The 18,597-nt window shown below is 51.3% G+C and carries 12 protein-coding genes; 6 read left to right on the forward strand and 6 right to left on the reverse strand.

The annotated features are described in order from the left end of the window. Window positions 1-28: 28 nt before the first annotated feature. A complete protein-coding gene (gene thrA / locus CHB92_RS10335) occupies window positions 29-2,476 on the forward strand; it encodes a bifunctional aspartate kinase/homoserine dehydrogenase I (protein WP_089319130.1) in 2,448 nt (815 codons plus the stop codon). Between the two features lie 384 nt (window positions 2,477-2,860). Here thrA and CHB92_RS10340 read toward each other — a convergent pair whose 3' ends face one another. Together CHB92_RS10340 and lepA are read right to left on the reverse strand one after the other, a co-directional pair. Next, window positions 2,861-3,745 carry a bifunctional 5,10-methylenetetrahydrofolate dehydrogenase/5,10-methenyltetrahydrofolate cyclohydrolase gene (locus tag CHB92_RS10340; RefSeq protein WP_089319131.1) on the reverse strand — a complete coding sequence of 295 codons (885 nt, stop codon included), beginning with the start codon at window positions 3,743-3,745 and terminating at the stop codon, window positions 2,861-2,863. Between the two features lie 169 nt (window positions 3,746-3,914). Then, a complete protein-coding gene (gene lepA, locus CHB92_RS10345) occupies window positions 3,915-5,699 on the reverse strand; it encodes a translation elongation factor 4 (protein WP_089319132.1) in 1,785 nt (594 codons plus the stop codon). Between the two features lie 253 nt (window positions 5,700-5,952). Here lepA and CHB92_RS10350 point away from each other — a divergent pair, with 253 nt between their 5' ends. From CHB92_RS10350 to CHB92_RS25795, 3 genes are all read left to right on the forward strand, one after another. Continuing rightward, on the forward strand, window positions 5,953-6,615 hold the full coding sequence (locus CHB92_RS10350) for a helix-turn-helix transcriptional regulator (protein ID WP_245842453.1): 663 nt from the start codon (window positions 5,953-5,955) through the stop codon (window positions 6,613-6,615). A 221-nt stretch (window positions 6,616-6,836) separates the two neighbouring features. Further along, the gene (locus CHB92_RS10355; RefSeq protein WP_089319134.1) at window positions 6,837-10,223 is read left to right on the forward strand and encodes a methylmalonyl-CoA mutase family protein; all 3,387 of its coding nucleotides are present in this window, start codon (window positions 6,837-6,839) and stop codon (window positions 10,221-10,223) included. A 143-nt stretch (window positions 10,224-10,366) separates the two neighbouring features. Next, on the forward strand, window positions 10,367-10,525 hold the full coding sequence (locus CHB92_RS25795; protein WP_179223010.1) for a hypothetical protein: 159 nt from the start codon (window positions 10,367-10,369) through the stop codon (window positions 10,523-10,525). An 88-nt stretch (window positions 10,526-10,613) separates the two neighbouring features. Here CHB92_RS25795 and CHB92_RS10360 read toward each other — a convergent pair whose 3' ends face one another. Next, window positions 10,614-12,170, reverse strand: a complete 1,557-nt coding sequence (locus CHB92_RS10360) for an FMN-binding glutamate synthase family protein (protein ID WP_089319135.1) — start codon at window positions 12,168-12,170, stop codon at window positions 10,614-10,616. A 980-nt stretch (window positions 12,171-13,150) separates the two neighbouring features. Here CHB92_RS10360 and CHB92_RS10365 point away from each other — a divergent pair. Next, on the forward strand, window positions 13,151-13,750 hold the full coding sequence (locus tag CHB92_RS10365; RefSeq protein WP_089319136.1) for an FKBP-type peptidyl-prolyl cis-trans isomerase: 600 nt from the start codon (window positions 13,151-13,153) through the stop codon (window positions 13,748-13,750). Between the two features lie 72 nt (window positions 13,751-13,822). Here the strand turns inward: CHB92_RS10365 and CHB92_RS10370 are convergent, their stop codons facing one another. Then, on the reverse strand, window positions 13,823-14,299 hold the full coding sequence (locus CHB92_RS10370; protein ID WP_089319137.1) for a hypothetical protein: 477 nt from the start codon (window positions 14,297-14,299) through the stop codon (window positions 13,823-13,825). Window positions 14,300-14,608: 309 nt separating this feature from the next. Between CHB92_RS10370 and CHB92_RS10375 the strand changes: the two genes are divergently transcribed. Continuing rightward, window positions 14,609-16,033 (forward strand): Glu/Leu/Phe/Val family dehydrogenase, encoded by a 1,425-nt coding sequence (locus tag CHB92_RS10375; RefSeq protein WP_089319138.1) that lies wholly within the window; start codon window positions 14,609-14,611, stop codon window positions 16,031-16,033. Window positions 16,034-16,066: 33 nt separating this feature from the next. Here CHB92_RS10375 and CHB92_RS10380 read toward each other — a convergent pair whose 3' ends face one another. Next, a complete protein-coding gene (locus tag CHB92_RS10380) occupies window positions 16,067-16,540 on the reverse strand; it encodes a hypothetical protein (protein WP_089319139.1) in 474 nt (157 codons plus the stop codon). A gap of 215 nt (window positions 16,541-16,755) precedes the next feature. Continuing rightward, window positions 16,756-18,564 (reverse strand): M61 family metallopeptidase, encoded by a 1,809-nt coding sequence (locus CHB92_RS10385; RefSeq protein ID WP_245842455.1) that lies wholly within the window; start codon window positions 18,562-18,564, stop codon window positions 16,756-16,758. Between the last annotated feature and the right edge of the window lie 33 nt (window positions 18,565-18,597).

The following is an 18,597-nucleotide window of genomic DNA, read 5'->3' on the forward strand; positions in this document are numbered from 1 at the left end:
AGGCGCCTAACCATACGACACCATAACCATGAAAGTCCTGAAATTCGGGGGAACAACTGTAAGCACTGCTAAAAACTTCCGCACCCTGTTAGACATCCTGCAAGAAGAGTCCCAACTTGAAAAACCTGTTGTTGTGCTGTCTGCACTTCGTGGTGTAACCAGCGGCCTCGCTGGGCTGGCAGACATCGCCGCAGCGGGCAAAGAATTTAACGGCATTTTAAAGGAAATAGAGGAGCAGCATGTTTCCCTGGCAAAAGAGCTGCTTCAGGGAGAAACGCAGCCGCCTGTACTGGGGCAGTTAAATGCTTACTTCCAAGAGCTGGAAAGCCTTTTACAGGGTATCAGCACCTTACGGGAACTCACCCCTAAGACACGCGACCTGGTATTGAGCTATGGGGAGCGTTGTGCTACCTACCTCTGCAGTGAAGCGGCAAAGGCCCGCTTCCCCGAAGTCCTTTACCTCGATGCCACCACCATTGTTAAAACAGACAACAATTTTGGCCATGCCCGGGTGCAATCAGACGTAACAGACATGCTTGTCCGCAGCGCGTATGAGGAGCACAGAAACCACCTCCTGTTTGTGACCGGCTACATTGCCAGCGACGAACAAGGGCATGTTACAACCCTGGGCCGCGGTGGGAGCGACTATACAGCAGCTCTGTTGGGTGCTGCCTTAAACTGTAGCGAAATTCAGATCTGGACAGACGTGGATGGCATGATGACGGCGGACCCTAAAATGGTAAAAAAGGCATTCCCCCTCACCGAGCTCACTTACACAGAAGCTATGGAGCTTTCCTATTTTGGCGCGAAGGTGATCTACCCCCCTTCGATGATCCCCGCTTTCCTGAAGAAGATCCCCATCATCATCCGTAACATCAACAACCCGGCCTTCCAAGGAACGGCCATCCGGCACAGCTCCGATAAAAATGGCCATAAGATAAAAGGCATTTCCTCTATCAGCGACATCAGCATCCTGAACCTGCAGGGCAGCGGCATGGTCGGCAAGGCAGGCTATAGCGGCCGGCTGTTCTCTTTACTTTCGCGCGAACAAATCAATATTATCCTGATTACGCAGGCCTCTTCGGAGCACAGCATTACCTTTGCCGTGCATCCGACAGACGCCCAAAAAGCCAAACAACTGATAGAACAGGAGTTTGAACTGGAACTGCTGGCAGAGAAACTGGAAAGGCCTACAATTGAGCAGGATCTGGCCGTACTGGCCATCGTAGGCGAAAACATGAAGCAGAAGACGGGCGTTTCCGGTACCCTGTTCCATGCCTTGGGCCGCAACGGCGTTAATGTGCGTGCCATCGCACAGGGGTCCTCTGAGTACAACATTTCGGTGATCATTTTCCGCCACGACCTGCCCAAAGCCCTTAACTCCGTACACGATGCTTTCTTTACAGAGCTAAAGAAAAGCCTGCATGTCTTCTGTCTGGGCACGGGTAACATCAGCAGCACGCTGTTCCGCCAGTTGCAGGAGCACCACGAGTTTCTGCAGCAGCATAATGGCATACAGGTTAAAGTTGTAGGAATCAGCAATTCGCGTAAAATGCTGTTCAATGCCGATGGCTTGTCTTTAACGAGCTGGCAGGAAGAGCTGGACGAACGCGGAGAGCAAGCGAACCTGAAGGAGTTTATCAGCCGGATGCAGCAAATGAACTTACCTAACTGTGTGCTGGCAGACAACACCGCCAGCCCTGCCCCTATCCAGTATTACGAGGACGTTTTCCGCTCCAACATCTCCATCGTTACCTGTAATAAGATAGGGAACTCCTCTTCTTACCAACAGTACAGAACGTTTAAAGACACGGCCCTGCAGCATGGCGTGGACTTCTTTTATGAAACAAACGTGGGCGCAGGCCTCCCAATCGTGCGCACCCTGAAAGACCTGATGATGAGCGGGGACAGAGTGCTGCGCATTGAGGCAATCCTTTCCGGTACCATTTCCTTTATCTTCAACAACTTTAAAGGCGACGCCTCCTTCCACGACGTGGTGAAGCTGGCACAGGAGAAAGGCTTTACAGAACCAGATCCGCGTGATGATTTGAGTGGCATGGACTTTATGCGCAAGATGCTGATCCTGGCCCGCGATGCCGGATATCCGCTGGAGGCAGAAGATGTGCAGATAGAGAATATTCTCCCGCCGTCCTGTCTGCAAGCGGATACCGTGCCTGCCTTTTATGAGGAGTTGAAAGCAGCAGAGGATTATTTTCAGGCCTTAAAAGACAAAGCGGAGAAAGAAGGGAAAGTGCTGCGCTACATCGGCTCACTGGACCAGGGAAAGGCCTCGATCTCCCTGCAAATGGTAGACGAGATCCATCCGTTTTACACCCTATCCGGCAGTGACAACATCATCTCCTTTACCACGGATCGGTATAAAGAGCGCCCTATGGTCGTGAAAGGACCTGGAGCCGGAGCGGAGGTAACAGCGGCAGGCGTGTTTGCAGACATTGTGAATGTGGGAACGCATTAACTGTGAGCAAGAAGCGTGTAGCCTGAGAAACTGGGCCTGAAGCTGTTTTTGTCTGTGCTGGCGTAGCTGCTGCTGACCCTGTAGCATCACTTGGGTCCTTTTTATAGCGCTTGGCTTTTCGCTCCATCTTTGGGGTATTTTGCACTTCCCTCCTTATTTTAAGGGCAGGGGCAAAGATGGTGGTGACTCTCCTTTCGAGGGTCCCTCCTCCCCCATGAAGGAGAGCCGAAGGCTTGGCCGGCGAGGTAAAAAGCTAATAAAGAGCTATAAAATATCCGGTTTCTATTAGCTGTAACAGCAGTAAGGGACCTGGCTTTTCATTAATTTGAAAACAGAAGAGCCTCACAAACTTTGTGAGGCTCTTCTGTTATGAGGTAAGCAAACTTAGTCGGCGTACACTTCCTTCTTTGCGGCACGCAAGGTATTCTTCATCAGCATGGCAATGGTAAGCGGTCCTACACCACCGGGTACTGGTGTGATGTAGCTGCACTTCTCTGCCACGCTATCAAAGTCCACGTCACCACGCAGCCTGAAACCAGATTTGCGGCTGGCATCCGGCACACGGGTTGTTCCTACGTCAATCACCACGGCTCCTTCTTTTACCATCTCGGCGGTGATCAGACCTGGTTGGCCAACAGCGGCAATAATGATATCCGCCTGCGAGGTATAGCCAGTCAGGTCCTCGGTGTAACGGTGGCAAAGGGTAACGGTGCAATTACCCGGATAGGCGTTCTTGGCCATCAGAATACTCATCGGGGAACCTACAATATTACTGCGGCCCACCACCACACAGTGCTTCCCTTTGGTATCGATCTCGTAACGCTCCAGCAGTTGCAGAATACCCGCAGGGGTGGCTGGCAGGTAGGCGGGCAAGCCGGCCACCATCCGGCCGACATTAATAGGATGGAAACCGTCCACGTCTTTTTTAGGATCAACAGCTTCTAACACCTTCTCTGTATCGATGTGTTTAGGCAGGGGCAGTTGCACGATAAAGCCGTCTACCCGCGCATCTTCGTTCAGCTCCTGGATCTTGTTCAGCAGTTCCTCTTCGGTAATGTCGTCTTCATAGCGAATAAGCGTCGAGTCGAACCCGATACGCTCACAGGCCAGTACTTTGTTATTCACATAGGTCACCGAGCCACCGTCGTTTCCGACAAGGATTGCCGCCAGGTGAGGGACTTTGCCACCACTAGCTTTTATCGCTGCTACCTCAGCAGCTATCTCGTCCTGAATGGCTTCGGATGTTTTTTTACCGTCAAGCAGGGTCATTTGGTTGATTATGAATGATGAATAAAGGATTATGAATGGCTTTGTTTAAACGGGCAATGCTGGCTTTCGGCACAGCACCTTTTAAAACCGGCAGTCCGGTACCGGCGTAATTGCTCAAGGCATAAAGCAGCAAGCCCCAACGCGCGGACACGTCGGGGCTTGTGAGAGCTTAGTCTAGTTTGAGCACGGCTAAGAAGGCTTCTTGCGGAATCTCCACGTTACCCACCTGGCGCATGCGTTTCTTACCCTTCTTCTGTTTCTCGAGGAGCTTGCGCTTACGGGAAATGTCACCGCCGTAGCATTTGGCCAACACGTTCTTGCGCATCGCTTTCACGGTTTCACGGGCAATGATCTTCTGACCAATGGCCGCCTGAATGGCGATTTCGAACATCTGGCGCGGCAGCAACTCGCGCAGCTTCTCACAAAGGCGCTTGCCCCAGTCATAGGCCTTATCGCGGTGCACGATGGCGCTTAGCGCGTCCACCTTCTCGCCGTTCAGCATGATGTCTAACTTCACCATGCTAGAGGCACGGAAGCCAATCAGCTCATAGTCGAGGGAAGCATAGCCACGGGAAATGGTTTTCAGCTTGTCAAAGAAATCGAAAACGATCTCGGCCAAGGGCATCTCAAAGGCCAGCTCTACCCGGTCGCTGGTCAGGTAGGTCTGGTTTTTCAGGATACCGCGCTTGTCCATGCACAGCGTAATGATTGGCCCCACAAACTCAGACTTAGAGATAATCTGAGCTTTGATGAAAGGCTCTTCGATGTGGTCGATGTAGTTCGGGTCCGGCATCTCAGAAGGCGCATTTACCCGCACCATCTTTTCTTTGGTCGTGTAGGCGTGGAACTGCACCGACGGCACAGTAGTGATCACCGTCATGTCAAACTCCCGCTCCAGGCGCTCCTGTACGATCTCCATGTGCAGCATGCCCAGGAAACCGCAACGGAAACCAAAGCCAAGGGCAGCAGAAGTTTCCGGTTCCCACACGAGGGAGGCATCGTTCAGCTGCAGCTTCTCCATAGAGGTTCGCAACTCTTCGTACTCGCTCGTTTCTACAGGATAGATACCGGCAAATACCATGGGCTTCACATCCTCAAAGCCCTGTATGCCCGCAGCTGGTCGGTCCACGTGGGTAATGGTGTCACCTACTTTCACCTCCTTCGCATTCTTGATGCCGGAGATCAGGTAGCCCACATTGCCCGCGCGCATTTCGTCGCGTGACTCCTGGTTCAGCTTTAGCACACCAATTTCGTCCGCCTCGTAGGTTTTGCCCGTGTTAATGAACTTTACCTTCTCCCCTTTCTTCAGAGTGCCGTTAAAAATTCGGAAGTATACTTCTATGCCTCGGTAGGAGTTGAAGACAGAGTCAAATATCAGCGCCTGCAAAGGCGCCTCCGGATCGCCTTTCGGGGCCGGAATACGCTCGCAAATGGCATTCAAGATATCCTCTACCCCAATGCCTGCTTTACCGGAAGCCAGAATAATATCTTCCTTGTCACAACCTATCAGGTCGATGATCTGGTCAGACACCTCATCCGGCATGGCATGCGGCAGGTCAATCTTGTTCAGCACCGGAATGATCTCCAGGTCGTTGCCAATAGCCAGGTACAGGTTAGAGATAGTCTGGGCCTCGATGCCCTGCGAGGAATCTACGATCAGCAACGCCCCCTCGCAGGCGGCAATAGAGCGCGACACCTCATAGGAAAAGTCCACGTGGCCTGGCGTGTCAATCAGGTTGAGCACATAGTCCTCTCCCTTATAATGATAGTTCATCTGGATGGCGTGGCTCTTAATGGTAATGCCGCGCTCACGCTCCAGGTCCATGTTATCCAGCAGCTGGTTTTGCATTTCTCGCTCCGCTACCGTTTGGGTAAACTCCAGTAAACGGTCGGCCAGGGTGCTCTTACCATGGTCGATGTGGGCGATGATGCAGAAATTACGAATGTTCTTCATATTATATCAATACGGTAACAAAGTTACGAATAATCCTGTCAAATTAATGGCCCCTCTTGCTACAAGGGGTAACAAAACTTAGATAAAGGGCCACTTATTTGGCACACAACTATTTTAATATTTATCTTTAGCTATGTTCAACCTGGGCTTTATGCTCCTTCCTCCCCACGGGAAGACGTTAGAAAACAAACTAACTGCCTGACAAATGCCGGACGACAACCAAACACCTCCTACCCCCCAAAGCATGCACGAGATGGAAAAAGAACTCGAGTTGTTACGCCAAAAGTGTGCTTTTCTGGAGCGCGTGATACACGGAGTGCCTGCTAACATTTACGTATCTGACCTGGAGAAAGGGGTCGTGTGGTGCAACAAGACGAACGAAGAAAGCCTGGGCTACCCCTTAGAAGAGATACGGAAAATGGAGGGAATGGCTTACATGCAGGCGATCCTGCACCCCGATGACCAGCAGGTGCCGGGTGAGAGCGTGGACCATTACCAAAACTTTTCCGGCGCAGAGTTTGGCGGTGTTTTTAGAGCGAAACACAAAGATGAGCAGGAGTACAAATGGTACATCGGCTGGGCGAAGGCTTTTGCCAGAAACGATGAGGGCACTGTAAAAGAGCTCCTTTGTGTAGACGTGGCCATGAGTCCGCACATGAACACGGAAGAACAGCTCGTTCAGGCGCTGAAGGATAACCTGCGCTTAAAGAACAAGCTCCTGATCAAGAGTCTCCGCAAGCGGGAAATCGAAATACTGTCGCTCATCTGCAAGGGCTACAGTACAAAATCCATCGCCAAGAAACTCTTTATCAGCGAAAACACCGTGAGCACCCACCGGCGCAACATACAACAAAAGCTTGGCACAGCAAACGTAGCCGAACTTGTAAACCTCGCCAGCGAAGCAGGTTTGGGTTAAAGCGTTTACCTCATCCACCTGCTATAAGAATAACGAGGGAGCCACGGATGAGCGGCTCCCTCGTTTGCTTTCCGGGATGCTACTCCTGTTTAGTTGGAACCATTAAACAACTTCATGAGTACGTACTCACCGACACAAGTGCAAATACAGGGCCTTCACCCCCTTTTCGCTCAAAATTGACTATATTTGCATAAAATCAGAAATAACCTTGTTACTAAACTATGCAAGTAACTAAAGTAGAACCATATAAGCCTGTCAACCATATCCGGATCGTGACAGCCGCGTCTTTATTCGATGGCCATGATGCGGCCATCAACATCATGCGCCGTATCATCCAAGCCTCTGGTGCGGAAGTAATTCACCTGGGCCACAACCGCTCTGTGCAGGAGATCGTGGACTGCGCCATACAGGAGGATGCCCAGGCCATTGCCATCACCTCGTATCAGGGAGGCCATATCGAGTATTTCAAGTACATGTACGACCTGCTGCAGGAGCGCGGCAGCGGCCATATCCGCATCTTTGGCGGCGGTGGCGGTGTGATTCTTCCGGATGAGATCGAGGAATTGCACGCGTACGGCATCGCCCGCATCTACTCGCCTGACGACGGGCGGGCCATGGGCCTGCAGGGCATGATCAACGACATGCTAGAGAAATGCGATTTCCCGACGGGCAAGAACCTGAACGGAGAGGTAAAACATTTGCGTGATAAAGACCCGAAAGCTATTGCCCGCCTGATCTCTGCAGCAGAGAACTTCCCGGAAGAGGCCAGAGGTATTCTGCAGGAAGTAAAGGAGCAGGCAAATGAAGTAAGCACACCTGTTCTGGGTATCACGGGTACTGGTGGTGCCGGTAAGTCTTCTTTGGTGGACGAACTGGTACGCCGCTTCCTGATGGATTTTCCGGATAAGCGCATCGCCATCATATCGGTAGACCCGTCCAAACGCAAGACGGGCGGAGCGCTCCTGGGCGACCGTATCCGCATGAACTCTATCTCCAACGACCGGGTGTACATGCGCTCCCTGGCTACCCGCCAGAGCAATTTGGCCCTGAGCAAGTACGTGCAGGATGCGGTGGATATCGTAAAGGCCGCGAACTTCGACCTGATCATTCTGGAGACCTCCGGCATTGGTCAGTCTGACACGGAAATCACCGACCACTCGGATGCCAGCCTCTATGTGATGACACCGGAGTACGGTGCGGCCACCCAGCTCGAGAAGATTGACATGCTGGACTTCGCTGATGTAATTGCCCTGAACAAGTTCGACAAGCGTGGTGCCCTGGATGCCCTGCGTGATGTAAAGAAGCAGTACAAACGCAACCACCAGCTGTGGGATGTGAATGACGAAGACATTCCGGTGTTCGGCACCATTGCCTCACAGTTCAATGACCCGGGCATGAACCAGCTGTACCGGGCCGTAATGGCGAAAATCTCGGAGAAAACAGGTGTGGCGTTTAACTCCAACCTGCAAACTTCAAAAGAGATGTCGGAGAAAGTGTTCATCATCCCGCCGAGCCGCACCCGTTACCTTTCGGAGATTTCAGAAACCATCCGGAACTACGACAAATGGACGAAGGACCAGGCAGAAATAGCCCAGAAGCTGTACGGTATCCGTAAATCCATCCAAGCAGTGCAGGAACTGGAGGTAGAGGACAAAGACCGCCTGGTTAAGCAACTGGAGCAGGCTTACGCCGAGGTGGAACTGAACCTGGACGGGCAGAACAAGAAGATTCTGGAGAACTGGAAAGAGAAAGTACAGGCTTACAAAAATGAGTTCTACGTCTTTAAGGTACGCGACAAAGAGATCAAGATAAAAACCCATACCGAGTCGCTCTCGCGCTTACAGATACCGAAGGTGGCCACACCGAAGTATGAGGCATGGGGCGACTTACTGAAGTGGAACCTGCAGGAAAACGTACCGGGAGAGTTCCCGTACACGGCCGGCGTGTTCCCGTTCAAGCGCGAAGGCGAGGACCCTACCCGTATGTTTGCGGGCGAGGGCGGACCAGAGCGTACGAACCGGCGCTTCCACTACGTGAGCCTCGGCATGCCAGCCAAACGCCTGTCTACAGCCTTCGACTCTGTAACACTTTATGGCGAAGACCCTGATTACAGACCGGATATTTACGGTAAGATCGGTAATTCCGGCGTAAGCATCTGCTGCCTGGATGATGCCAAGAAACTGTATTCAGGCTTCAACCTGGCAGATCCGAAGACATCGGTTTCCATGACCATCAATGGCCCGGCTGCTATCCTGACCGGTTTCTTCATGAATGCCGCCATTGACCAGCAGTGCGAGCTGTACATCAAAGAAAATGGCCTGGAGGAAGAGATCAATCAGAAAATTGAGGCGATTTACAAAGCGAAAGGGGCTGAGCGTCCGCGTTACCAGGGCAAGCTGCCGGAAGGAAATGATGGCCTGGGCCTGATGCTGTTGGGTGTAACGGGTGACCAGGTTTTACCGGCCGAAGTATACGAGCCAATTAAGGCGCGAACGCTGGCGGCCGTTCGTGGTACCGTGCAGGCGGACATCCTGAAAGAAGACCAGGCACAGAACACCTGTATCTTCTCCACGGAGTTCTCGCTGCGCCTGATGGGTGACGTGCAAGCTTACTTCATCGATAAAAGCGTACGCAACTTCTACTCGGTGTCTATCTCGGGTTACCACATTGCCGAGGCAGGGGCCAACCCGATCTCGCAGCTGGCCTTTACGCTGGCCAATGGCTTTACCTTTGTGGAGTATTATGTGAGCCGCGGCATGGACATCAACAAGTTTGCGCCGAACCTGAGCTTCTTCTTCTCCAACGGCATTGATCCGGAGTATGCCGTGATTGGCCGCGTGGCGCGTAGAATCTGGGCAAAGGCCATGAAAATGAAGTACGGTGCCGATGCCCGTTCGCAGATGCTGAAGTACCACATCCAAACGTCAGGTCGTTCGCTGCACGCACAGGAGATCGACTTTAATGACATCCGCACCACGCTGCAGGCGCTGTACGCGATCTACGACAACTGCAACTCGCTGCATACGAATGCCTATGACGAGGCTATTACGACTCCTACCGAGGCTTCTGTGCGCCGCGCCATGGCCATTCAGCTGATCATTAACCGGGAACTGGGACTGGCGAAGAACGAGAACCCGCTACAGGGGTCTTTCATCATCGAAGAACTGACGGACCTGGTGGAAGAGGCTGTACTGGCGGAGTTTGACCGCATTACGGAACGTGGCGGTGTGTTGGGTGCCATGGAAACCATGTACCAGCGCGGCAAGATACAGGAGGAAAGCCTGTACTACGAAACGCTGAAGCATACGGGTGAGTACCCGATTATTGGCGTGAACACTTTCCTGTCTTCGAAGGGCTCCCCTACCGTTATCCCGACAGAGGTGATCCGGGCTACGGAAGAAGAGAAGAAGTATCAGATAAACACCGTACGCGCACTGCAGGAGCGTAATGCCGGTAAAGGCGAAGAGCTGCTGAAGCGCCTACAGCAAGTAGCTATTAACAACGATAATATTTTTGGTGAGTTGATGGAAACGGTGAAGTATTGCTCGCTTGGCCAGATTACCAACGCCCTGTTTGAAGTAGGCGGACAGTATCGCCGCAACATGTAAAACCAGCATTTATATCAGCAAAAAGCGGGAGCAAGGGGAATCGCCTTGTTCCCGCTTTTTTTAAGTGTTAGCATTTTTTATATTGCGCAACAACAAGCTGCTGCACTTGCCGTAGTAGAGGCTTTCTATCTAATATTAAGAACATGAAACGAACCAAAACGAAGTCGCTGCTTTTTGTTTTCGGAGCTACCCTGCTGGCGCTCAGCACCGCCACCTGCCTGTTCGTGTACAACTGCTTTAACGATGAGGCATTTGACATTGACACCTCCGACGAAGACGAAGACGAAGAGGAGTACTTATAGCAGGTTGAGTTAACGCCGTCATTTACAAAACAAAGAAGGCCCTCCGGAGAGATTCCGAAGGGCCTTCTTTGTTAGGAATAGGGAACTACTAATTCAGGATGTAGTTTTGATTTAGTTCACGGGCAGAAGGGCCTTTCGCGAAGTACAGCTCTTTGAAGCTGGCGCTTCTCCCCTGCTCTACCCGGCGGAAAACCTTATCCGGGCTTATGTCCGACAGCGAGGCAAAACCACAAGCCTCCATTACCTCTACCATCGACTTGATGGTGTTTCCATGGAAGTTGGCTACCCGCACGCGCTTGTTAGCCACGTCCAGTCCGGAATAGAGGTTTTTATCCTGCGTGGCAATACCCACCGGGCAGCGCCCGGAGTCACACTGCAAGGCCTGGATGCAACCCAGGGCGAACATCATCCCGCGCGCACTGTAGCAGATGTCTGCCCCCAGCGCTCTTGCCTTAATGATGTCTACGGCTGTAATAATCTTACCTGCTGCGATGATCTTTACCTCGTTGCGAAGGCCATACTTCTTAAGGGTGCTGTGGGCAAATGCAAGGGCATCGTAAAGGGGCATGCCCAGGCTGTCTGTAAACTCCAGGGGAGCTGCTCCTGTACCTCCCTCGGCACCATCAATGGTAACAAAGTCGGGGAACAGCTGGTTGTGCATCATCTCCTGGCACAGGCGCTCAAACTCCTGCTTGTTACCGATGCATAGCTTGATCCCCACCGGCTTTCCTCCCGACAGCAGGCGCAGCTTCTCGATAAACAGGAGCATGGTAAACTGGTCGTGGAAAGCAGCATGCGCCGGTGGAGAGGCCACCGTCGTATAAGGCTCTACCTTCCGGATTGCCGCTATCTCAGGCGTGTTTTTAGCCCCTGGCAAGATACCGCCGTGCCCTGGCTTTGCCCCCTGTGAGAGCTTGATCTCGACCATTTTGATGTGGGGGTGTGCTACCTGCTGCTCGAACAGCTGAGCTGAGAAATTACCATTTTTATCACGGCATCCGAAATACCCAGTTCCAATTTGCCAGATCAAATCACCGCCTCCTTCTATATGGAAGGGGCTAACTCCACCCTCTCCGGTGTTTTGGGCAAAGCCTCCAAGCTTAGCACCCGCACTTAGTGCCTCTACAGCTGTTTTGCTCAGCGATCCATAGCTCATGGCCGAAATGTTGTAGATGCTGGCGCTGTAGGGTTGCTTACAGCGGCTGCTTCCTACCTGTACGCGCAAGCTCTCCTCTTTTACGTGCACAGGGAACATGGTGTGCGCAATCCACTCATACCCCACCTCCTGGCTGTTGCTCTGCATCCCGAAGGGTACTGTCTGCCGTACGTTCTTGGCCCGTTGGTACACAATAGAACGTTGCCGTCTGCTGAAAGGCTTGCCATCCAGGTCAGACTCAAAAAAGTACTGGCGGAACTCCGGCCGGATGCTCTCGAAAATATACCGCAGGTGCCCTATAATAGGATAATTGCGCAACAGTGTGTGCCGCCCCTGTCGCAGGTCGTGAAAATAGAGAAAGTGCAAAGGCACAAGAGCTGTAAACAGCCACAAAACCTGCCGCTCAAATATGGAGAAGAACAGAACGACCAGGTAAGCTGCGATAAAGGCGTACCCAAAGGTTTGCCTCACACTAATTTTAAAAGCCATAAAATAATCGATTGAAAGTTCTGGAATGAAACCATGCAAATGGGCAGGCTACAGGCAGAAAGCGTTCTGGCCACAGCTGCAGTATAGGGATAAACTTTAGTTAATAAAGTCTTTGGGGAACTGAAGGTAGTACCAATGGTTGCCGTTCAGCGCGCTGGTGTATAACACGGTACGCCGGGCAATTACAAATCCCTTCAAGGGCCTTTCATGCTGAGAAGCATTCATATAAGACGGACTGGCAGCACATGCTGTTTCAGGCTGCAAAGGTAGAGTAAATAGCAGGAAAAAAACCACAAAAATTTCCTGTTTTCTTTACCGAATGGCCCTTCTCGTTCATTATCAGCAAGCAATCACTCATCGCCTAAAAAATCTTTACAAAATAGCCCTCTTATAACCGCTTTTGCCTAAACTTTACCCTCCGCTATTGCGTTAGTCAGAAAAACTGGCATCACTCTTGGTAATCCTCGCTTATGAAAAGAATCACCACACTCTCGACACTACTGCTATTAGGTACAACTGTTAGCCTACTGGTTAAGAACTGGCTCTCAACAGCCAACCACTCCTCTTCTGCTTCAGGTGAGGAATTCCACCTCTACCTTTAAACAATGAAAAGTCTTTAGCCCACCTCCTAAGAAGTGGGCTATTTGCTTATCCTGCACTTGTATAGCTTGTAGGCAAAGTCTTCCACAGCTTCTCTATGTTGTGCTGCGTGCGCCTGTGAGCGTACCGGGGCTTACAAATGACACCGAAGCCTATAGCTATTTGTTTTAGTCCCCCTACCCAAGCCAGGCCGCCTCCACACGAGGCTGCTTTCTGCCTCCACATCATGTTTTCCCTGCTGAGCCGCATGCTTCATAACAGCGTATAGATTGGCAGAAGGTCTTCCTATTCCGCTTAAAAAGGCTAGCTTTGCAACAAAGCCGTTTTTTTGCGGTATACTCTATTTTCTAATGGCACCATTGGGTGCGAAAAAACTAACTATGAACTTGCAAGAGAAGATCAGCTACATCATTGGTCGCGACATGGCGACAAACCTGAAAAAGCAGGGCATTACGATTGAGGCAGACCCATTTGTAACAGGCCTGAAAGAAGTGCTGGCAGGCAAGCCCTCTACCCTATCGCAGGAGGAAGTACAGCAGGCTATGATGGCCCTGCAGCAGGAAATGACGCAAAAGCAGAGCGCCGTAGCTGATGTGAATAAGAAAGCTGGAGAAGCGTTTCTGGCGGAGAACAAGAACAAAGAGGGCGTACACACCTTGCCTAGTGGCCTGCAGTACGAGGTGATTCAGGAAGGCTCCGGCAAGTCTCCGTCGGCCTCCGATACCGTTACAACCCACTACCACGGCACGCTTATCGACGGCACTGTGTTTGATTCCAGCTATGCCCGCAACCAGCCGGCCACTTTCCCGGTGAATGGCGTAATTGCCGGTTGGACAGAAGCGCTGCAGAAGATGAAAGAAGGTGCTAAATGGAGACTGTACGTTCCGGCTAGCCTTGCCTATGGTGCACAGGGAGCAGGCGATGTGATCGGACCAAACTCCACCCTGATTTTTGACGTGGAGTTGATCTCTGTGAAGTAGGTATACAAGATGTACAAAGCAAAAAGGCCCTGGTCGAAAATGTCGACCAGGGCCTTTTTGCTTATAGCAGTTTTATGCTCTTGAACTTGTCAATAGCATTCCGTTTAACCAGCGGTGCGCCTCCTCAGGATACAGAAAGTGATCCATGATCAGAAAATAGCCACCACACATCAGCTCATCCCCCTCCAGGTCCTTCACAATGCCTGGGTATAGGGAAACAGGCAGGATAACCGCAACAAACACATCATTCCCCACCACGCGTAGAACATTTGGGAACACGTGCTGGAACACCCAGCGCTGATCCTCCCGGTTTACTTTATCCCGCTCCTGCAGGTCTAACAGCCATTTCCTGGGCTTGTGCGTCATCACCTGCTCCATCACCAGGTCATACCCTTTCCGTAATTCCTCGGAGCTTACTTTTCCGGTCCAGGTCACAACGAGTATTTCCTGCTCCTGATCGTAGTGTACATTCAGTTTATCATGTATTAAGGCATCCTTAGCGTCCCCCCCTGCCTCTAAGGCAGCGTCTAAGAATAAGTTTTTTCGCATATAGTCCTGATTAAAGCGTCCCCTCTTGTCGTTAACGTAGTATCTTAAGTAAATATTTTACTATCCCCATGTTTTCCTTTTCGGAACTATCATTTAACGGTGGTAAATTTGAGCTATTAAAAGCAATAAAGCAAAACAATATAACATATATTTTAATAAATATAATACTATAAACAGAAACCCGATCAAAAGCAACGGGAAGCATAAGTAAAATACAGGCAAAGGGAGCGGGTAAAGAAGTAAAGAGAACAAATACGGGAGAGAACCGTTCTTTAAATCATCAACGACAAACCCTAAACAAGCACTCGTATGGCACAAGACCAGACCGAAGGAAAGAAGTTTTTAGAAAGCGTACACGACTTTTTTGATCACGCAGCCCAATATTCGCGGCTCAGCCCCGGCATACTGGCGCAGATTAAGGCGCCTAACAGTGTCTATAAAGTCTCGTTTCCGGTGGAGATAGAAGGTAAGATTGAGGTGATCGAAGGAATCAGAGTACAGCACAGCCAGCACAAACTTCCTTCGAAAGGCGGTATACGCTTTAGCATGCAGGTGGATGAGGATGAGGTGAAGGCCCTGGCTACCCTCATGACCTTTAAATGCGCTGTGGTAGACGTACCCTTTGGTGGCGCGAAGGGCGGGGTAAAAATTAACCCACGCACAAGTTCCGTGAAGACACTAGAACGCGTAACCCGCCGCTATGCCGCTGAACTCATCAAAAAGAACCTGATTGGCCCTGGCATGGACGTACCGGCGCCGGATTATGGTACGGGCAGCCGGGAGATGGCCTGGATTGCCGATACCTACCAGGCCCTGAAATATGGCGAGACGAATGCGCTTGGCTGTGTGACGGGCAAGCCAATTGGCCAGGGAGGTATCAGAGGCCGTGCCGAGGCGACCGGCCTGGGTATCTACTTTGGCATACGGGAAGCCCTGGCAGACTCGGAGTTGCTGGAGGGGAAAAAGCTGGAAGGGCATGGCATGGAGGGCAAACGCATTATTGTACAGGGCCTGGGTAACGTGGGCTACCATGCAGCCTACTTCTGCCAACAGGATGGCGCCCTGATTGTAGGCATTGCCGAGCGCGAAGGAGGAATTTACAACGAGGACGGCATTGATGTAGTAGAGGCGTTCAAACACCGCAGCGAAAACGGCTCCATCCTCAACTTCCAGAACTGCAAGAATTACGAGAACTCCACAGAGCTGCTTGAAACGGAATGCGACATCCTGATACCGGCCGCCCTGGAAAACGTGATACACAGCGGGAATGCAGGCCGGATTAAGGCAAAGATAGTGGCAGAGGGAGCAAACGGACCCGTAACCCGGGAGGCAGAACAGGTATTGTTACAAAAAGGGATCGTCATCCTGCCTGACCTGTACCTGAATGCAGGAGGTGTAACTGTGTCTTACTTTGAGTGGCTAAAGAACCTCTCGAACGTGCGTTTCGGGCGGATGGGAAAACGAGCAGAAGAGGCTAGCTACAGACGATTAGTAAACGCTATCGAGGACGCCTCCGGCAAGAGCCTGTCAGCGCAGGAGAGAGCCTTTCTGACACAGGGAGCCGATGAAATTAGCCTGGTACGCTCAGGCCTGGAGGATACCATGATCAATGCCTACCATGAGATACGGGATGTAATGGACCAAAAGAAAATCCCGGACCTGCGAACGGCGGCATTTCTAACAGCTATTGAGAAGATTGGTGTGAGCTACGAGGCACTGGGTATCTTCCCTTGATCAAGAGCCACAGAGATAGTACTTAAGAAGAGGTCAGGACAGGGCGGTATATACGGCCAGGTCCCGGCCTCTGTTTAGTTGCCCCAGCCAGTATAGCGCCTCCTCTTGTTGCGTAAAGTAATTAAAGTGTATGAAAGACTGCTGCTGAAGATCGGATGATACCAGGTAATTACTGACAATCGCCTTAAAATGATCCTCTGAAAAAACTACGGCAGCGTATATGTCCTCTTTTACAGTTTTGTGCACTTCCGGATAATATTCCAAATTAAGCCAGGCTTCCTGTCCTCTTCCCAGCGCACCACACGTAGTGAGGTCAGTACAAAAAAGGGTTACCAAACGTATCTCTCCTACGTACCGCAATGCCACCCAATACGCTTCCTGAAACGACCGGTCGTCCGGCTTCTGTTTCCACCTGATTAACATGGTGTTCAGAGAAGGGATGTACTGAATTAACACGAGCGGTGTCTCCAGCAGGTTAGCACGGGGATAAGTAGCACTTACTTTCACTATCCTAAATATAGAGGCCCCCTTATTCTTATACAAACCGCTGACCAGTTAACATTTATAGTGCAACACACTCCTTTCTTTTGTGCAATTATGTCTCGTCTGATCGGTGCTGTGCCCCCTCAGAAAGAAGCCCGTCCCACTTGGAAGTCCTTATAAAAAGCAGCGGCAGGCTCTATTCAGGCCTGCCGCTGCTTTTACTGATTATTTGCTTGGAACTAGCTGTTGTTAACTTCCAGCCACTTGCTGTATATCTTTTTCTGAAGCGGTGTCGGGTTCGGCACATGTTCGAAGGTATACCGAACGCTTTCGTCCTTCAGCATGGGAATGTCAAGTACCTGCAGCTTTCCATCGCGGGAGATAAGCACTTGTGCTGTATCCCCTACGTTAAAGCCTTTGATGTAACGGTCCAGGTCGTCGCCTACACGGAACCCGTTCACTGCGATGATCTCATCGTTTACGTTCAGGCCACCTTCCCAGGCACTGCTACCACGGCTCACGCTGCGTACCTGCACTTTACCGTCGGACACAGCTGTTGAAGCCCCCCAGCTCGCGCTGTTGTTGTTAGCGTTCAGGTTGACCAGACGCAGGCCTGCCGCGTCGAAGTACTCGTTGTAATCAGGGGACTTGGTACCGTTAATGTAATCACGGAAAAAGGCATCGAAGTTGCGACCGGCTACCTTCTCCAATCCTTTTTTGAACTCCTCTTCTGTAAAACCGCGCTTCAGGTCCTTGTAGTAGCGGTTATACATGTAGCGCATTACGTCATCCAGGCTCTTCTCCCCTTCTGTCGCCTCCATGATCTCCATGTTTAACAAATGCCCGATCACGCCGCCCTTGGTATAATAAGACACCTCTGCGTTGTTCGAGTTCTCATTACGGCGATAGTACTTGATCCAGGCATCGAAGCTGGACTCTGCCACGGTTTGTACTTTGTTACCGGGGGTGTTTTCTACAGAATTGATGCTACCGGCCACAATGTCCAGGTAACGGCTCGGCGAAACATAACCCGCGCGACGCACAATCAGGTCGTCATAATAGCTGGTGATGCCCTCTGACACCCACAGCAGGTCTGTGTAATTCTCCTGGTTATAGTCGAATGGCCCTAAAGCCAGCGGGCGCAGGCGCTTCACGTTCCAAAGGTGAAAATACTCATGTGCCACCAAGCTCAGGAACCCCCTGTAACCAGCCTCAGTGCCGTAGTTCCAGCGTGAGGTCTGCAGCGTGGTTGAGTTGAGGTGCTCCAGTCCGCCCCCGCCGCGTTGCAGGTTATGCACGATAAAGACATAGCGGTCTACCGGCAGTTCGCCCATGACAGAAACAGCCTCTTCCACGATGTTCTTCATGTCCTGCATCAGGCGGTCCGGATCAAAGTTACCCTCGCCGTACACAGCTACCTCATGCGGTACACCAGCGGCAGTAAAGGTGTATACTTCATGGTTGCCGATCTCCAGAGGAGAGTCGCCCAGGATATCATAGTTCGGGAAAACATAGGTAAACTTGCCTGTGCTTTTAAGACCTGTCGAAACTTTGTTCCAGTCCTTATACGGCTTTACGACCAGCGTGCCGTTCAGATCCTGGTACCCTTCAGGGTACATGAAAACACTGGTACCGTTCACATAGCCGTGTGAAGCATCCAGAAAGCTGGTGCGCACGCTCATTTCGTAGGCATACACGTCATAAGAGGCTTTTACCACATCCGCTTTTTTAGTATAAACGCGCCATGTGTTCTTGTCGATCTTCTCAGACGGTAGCACGTTGCCGGCCTTGTCGGTCGCTTTAAAGTCTTCTACGTTTTTAGCGAACTCGCGCACCAGGTACGACCCTGGCGCCCACACGGGAAGCGTGAAGTCTACATAATTTTTCTTTACGCCAGACAGTTCTGCCTCTACTTCAAAGTAGTGCGTGTGAGGCTCTGGCATAGATAAGGTATAGCGCAACTCGGCGGCCAGTGCAGCTGCCGCATTGCCCAGGCACAGAAAGGCAATAAGTAAGAGTGATAGCTTAAATCGATTGTGTTTGAGCATGCTTTGTTAAGGGTTTTGGTTAATGCTTTTGCA

Origin of the sequence: Pontibacter ummariensis (assembly GCF_900188175.1) — a bacterium.
In the GTDB taxonomy this organism is placed as follows: domain Bacteria; phylum Bacteroidota; class Bacteroidia; order Cytophagales; family Hymenobacteraceae; genus Pontibacter; species Pontibacter ummariensis.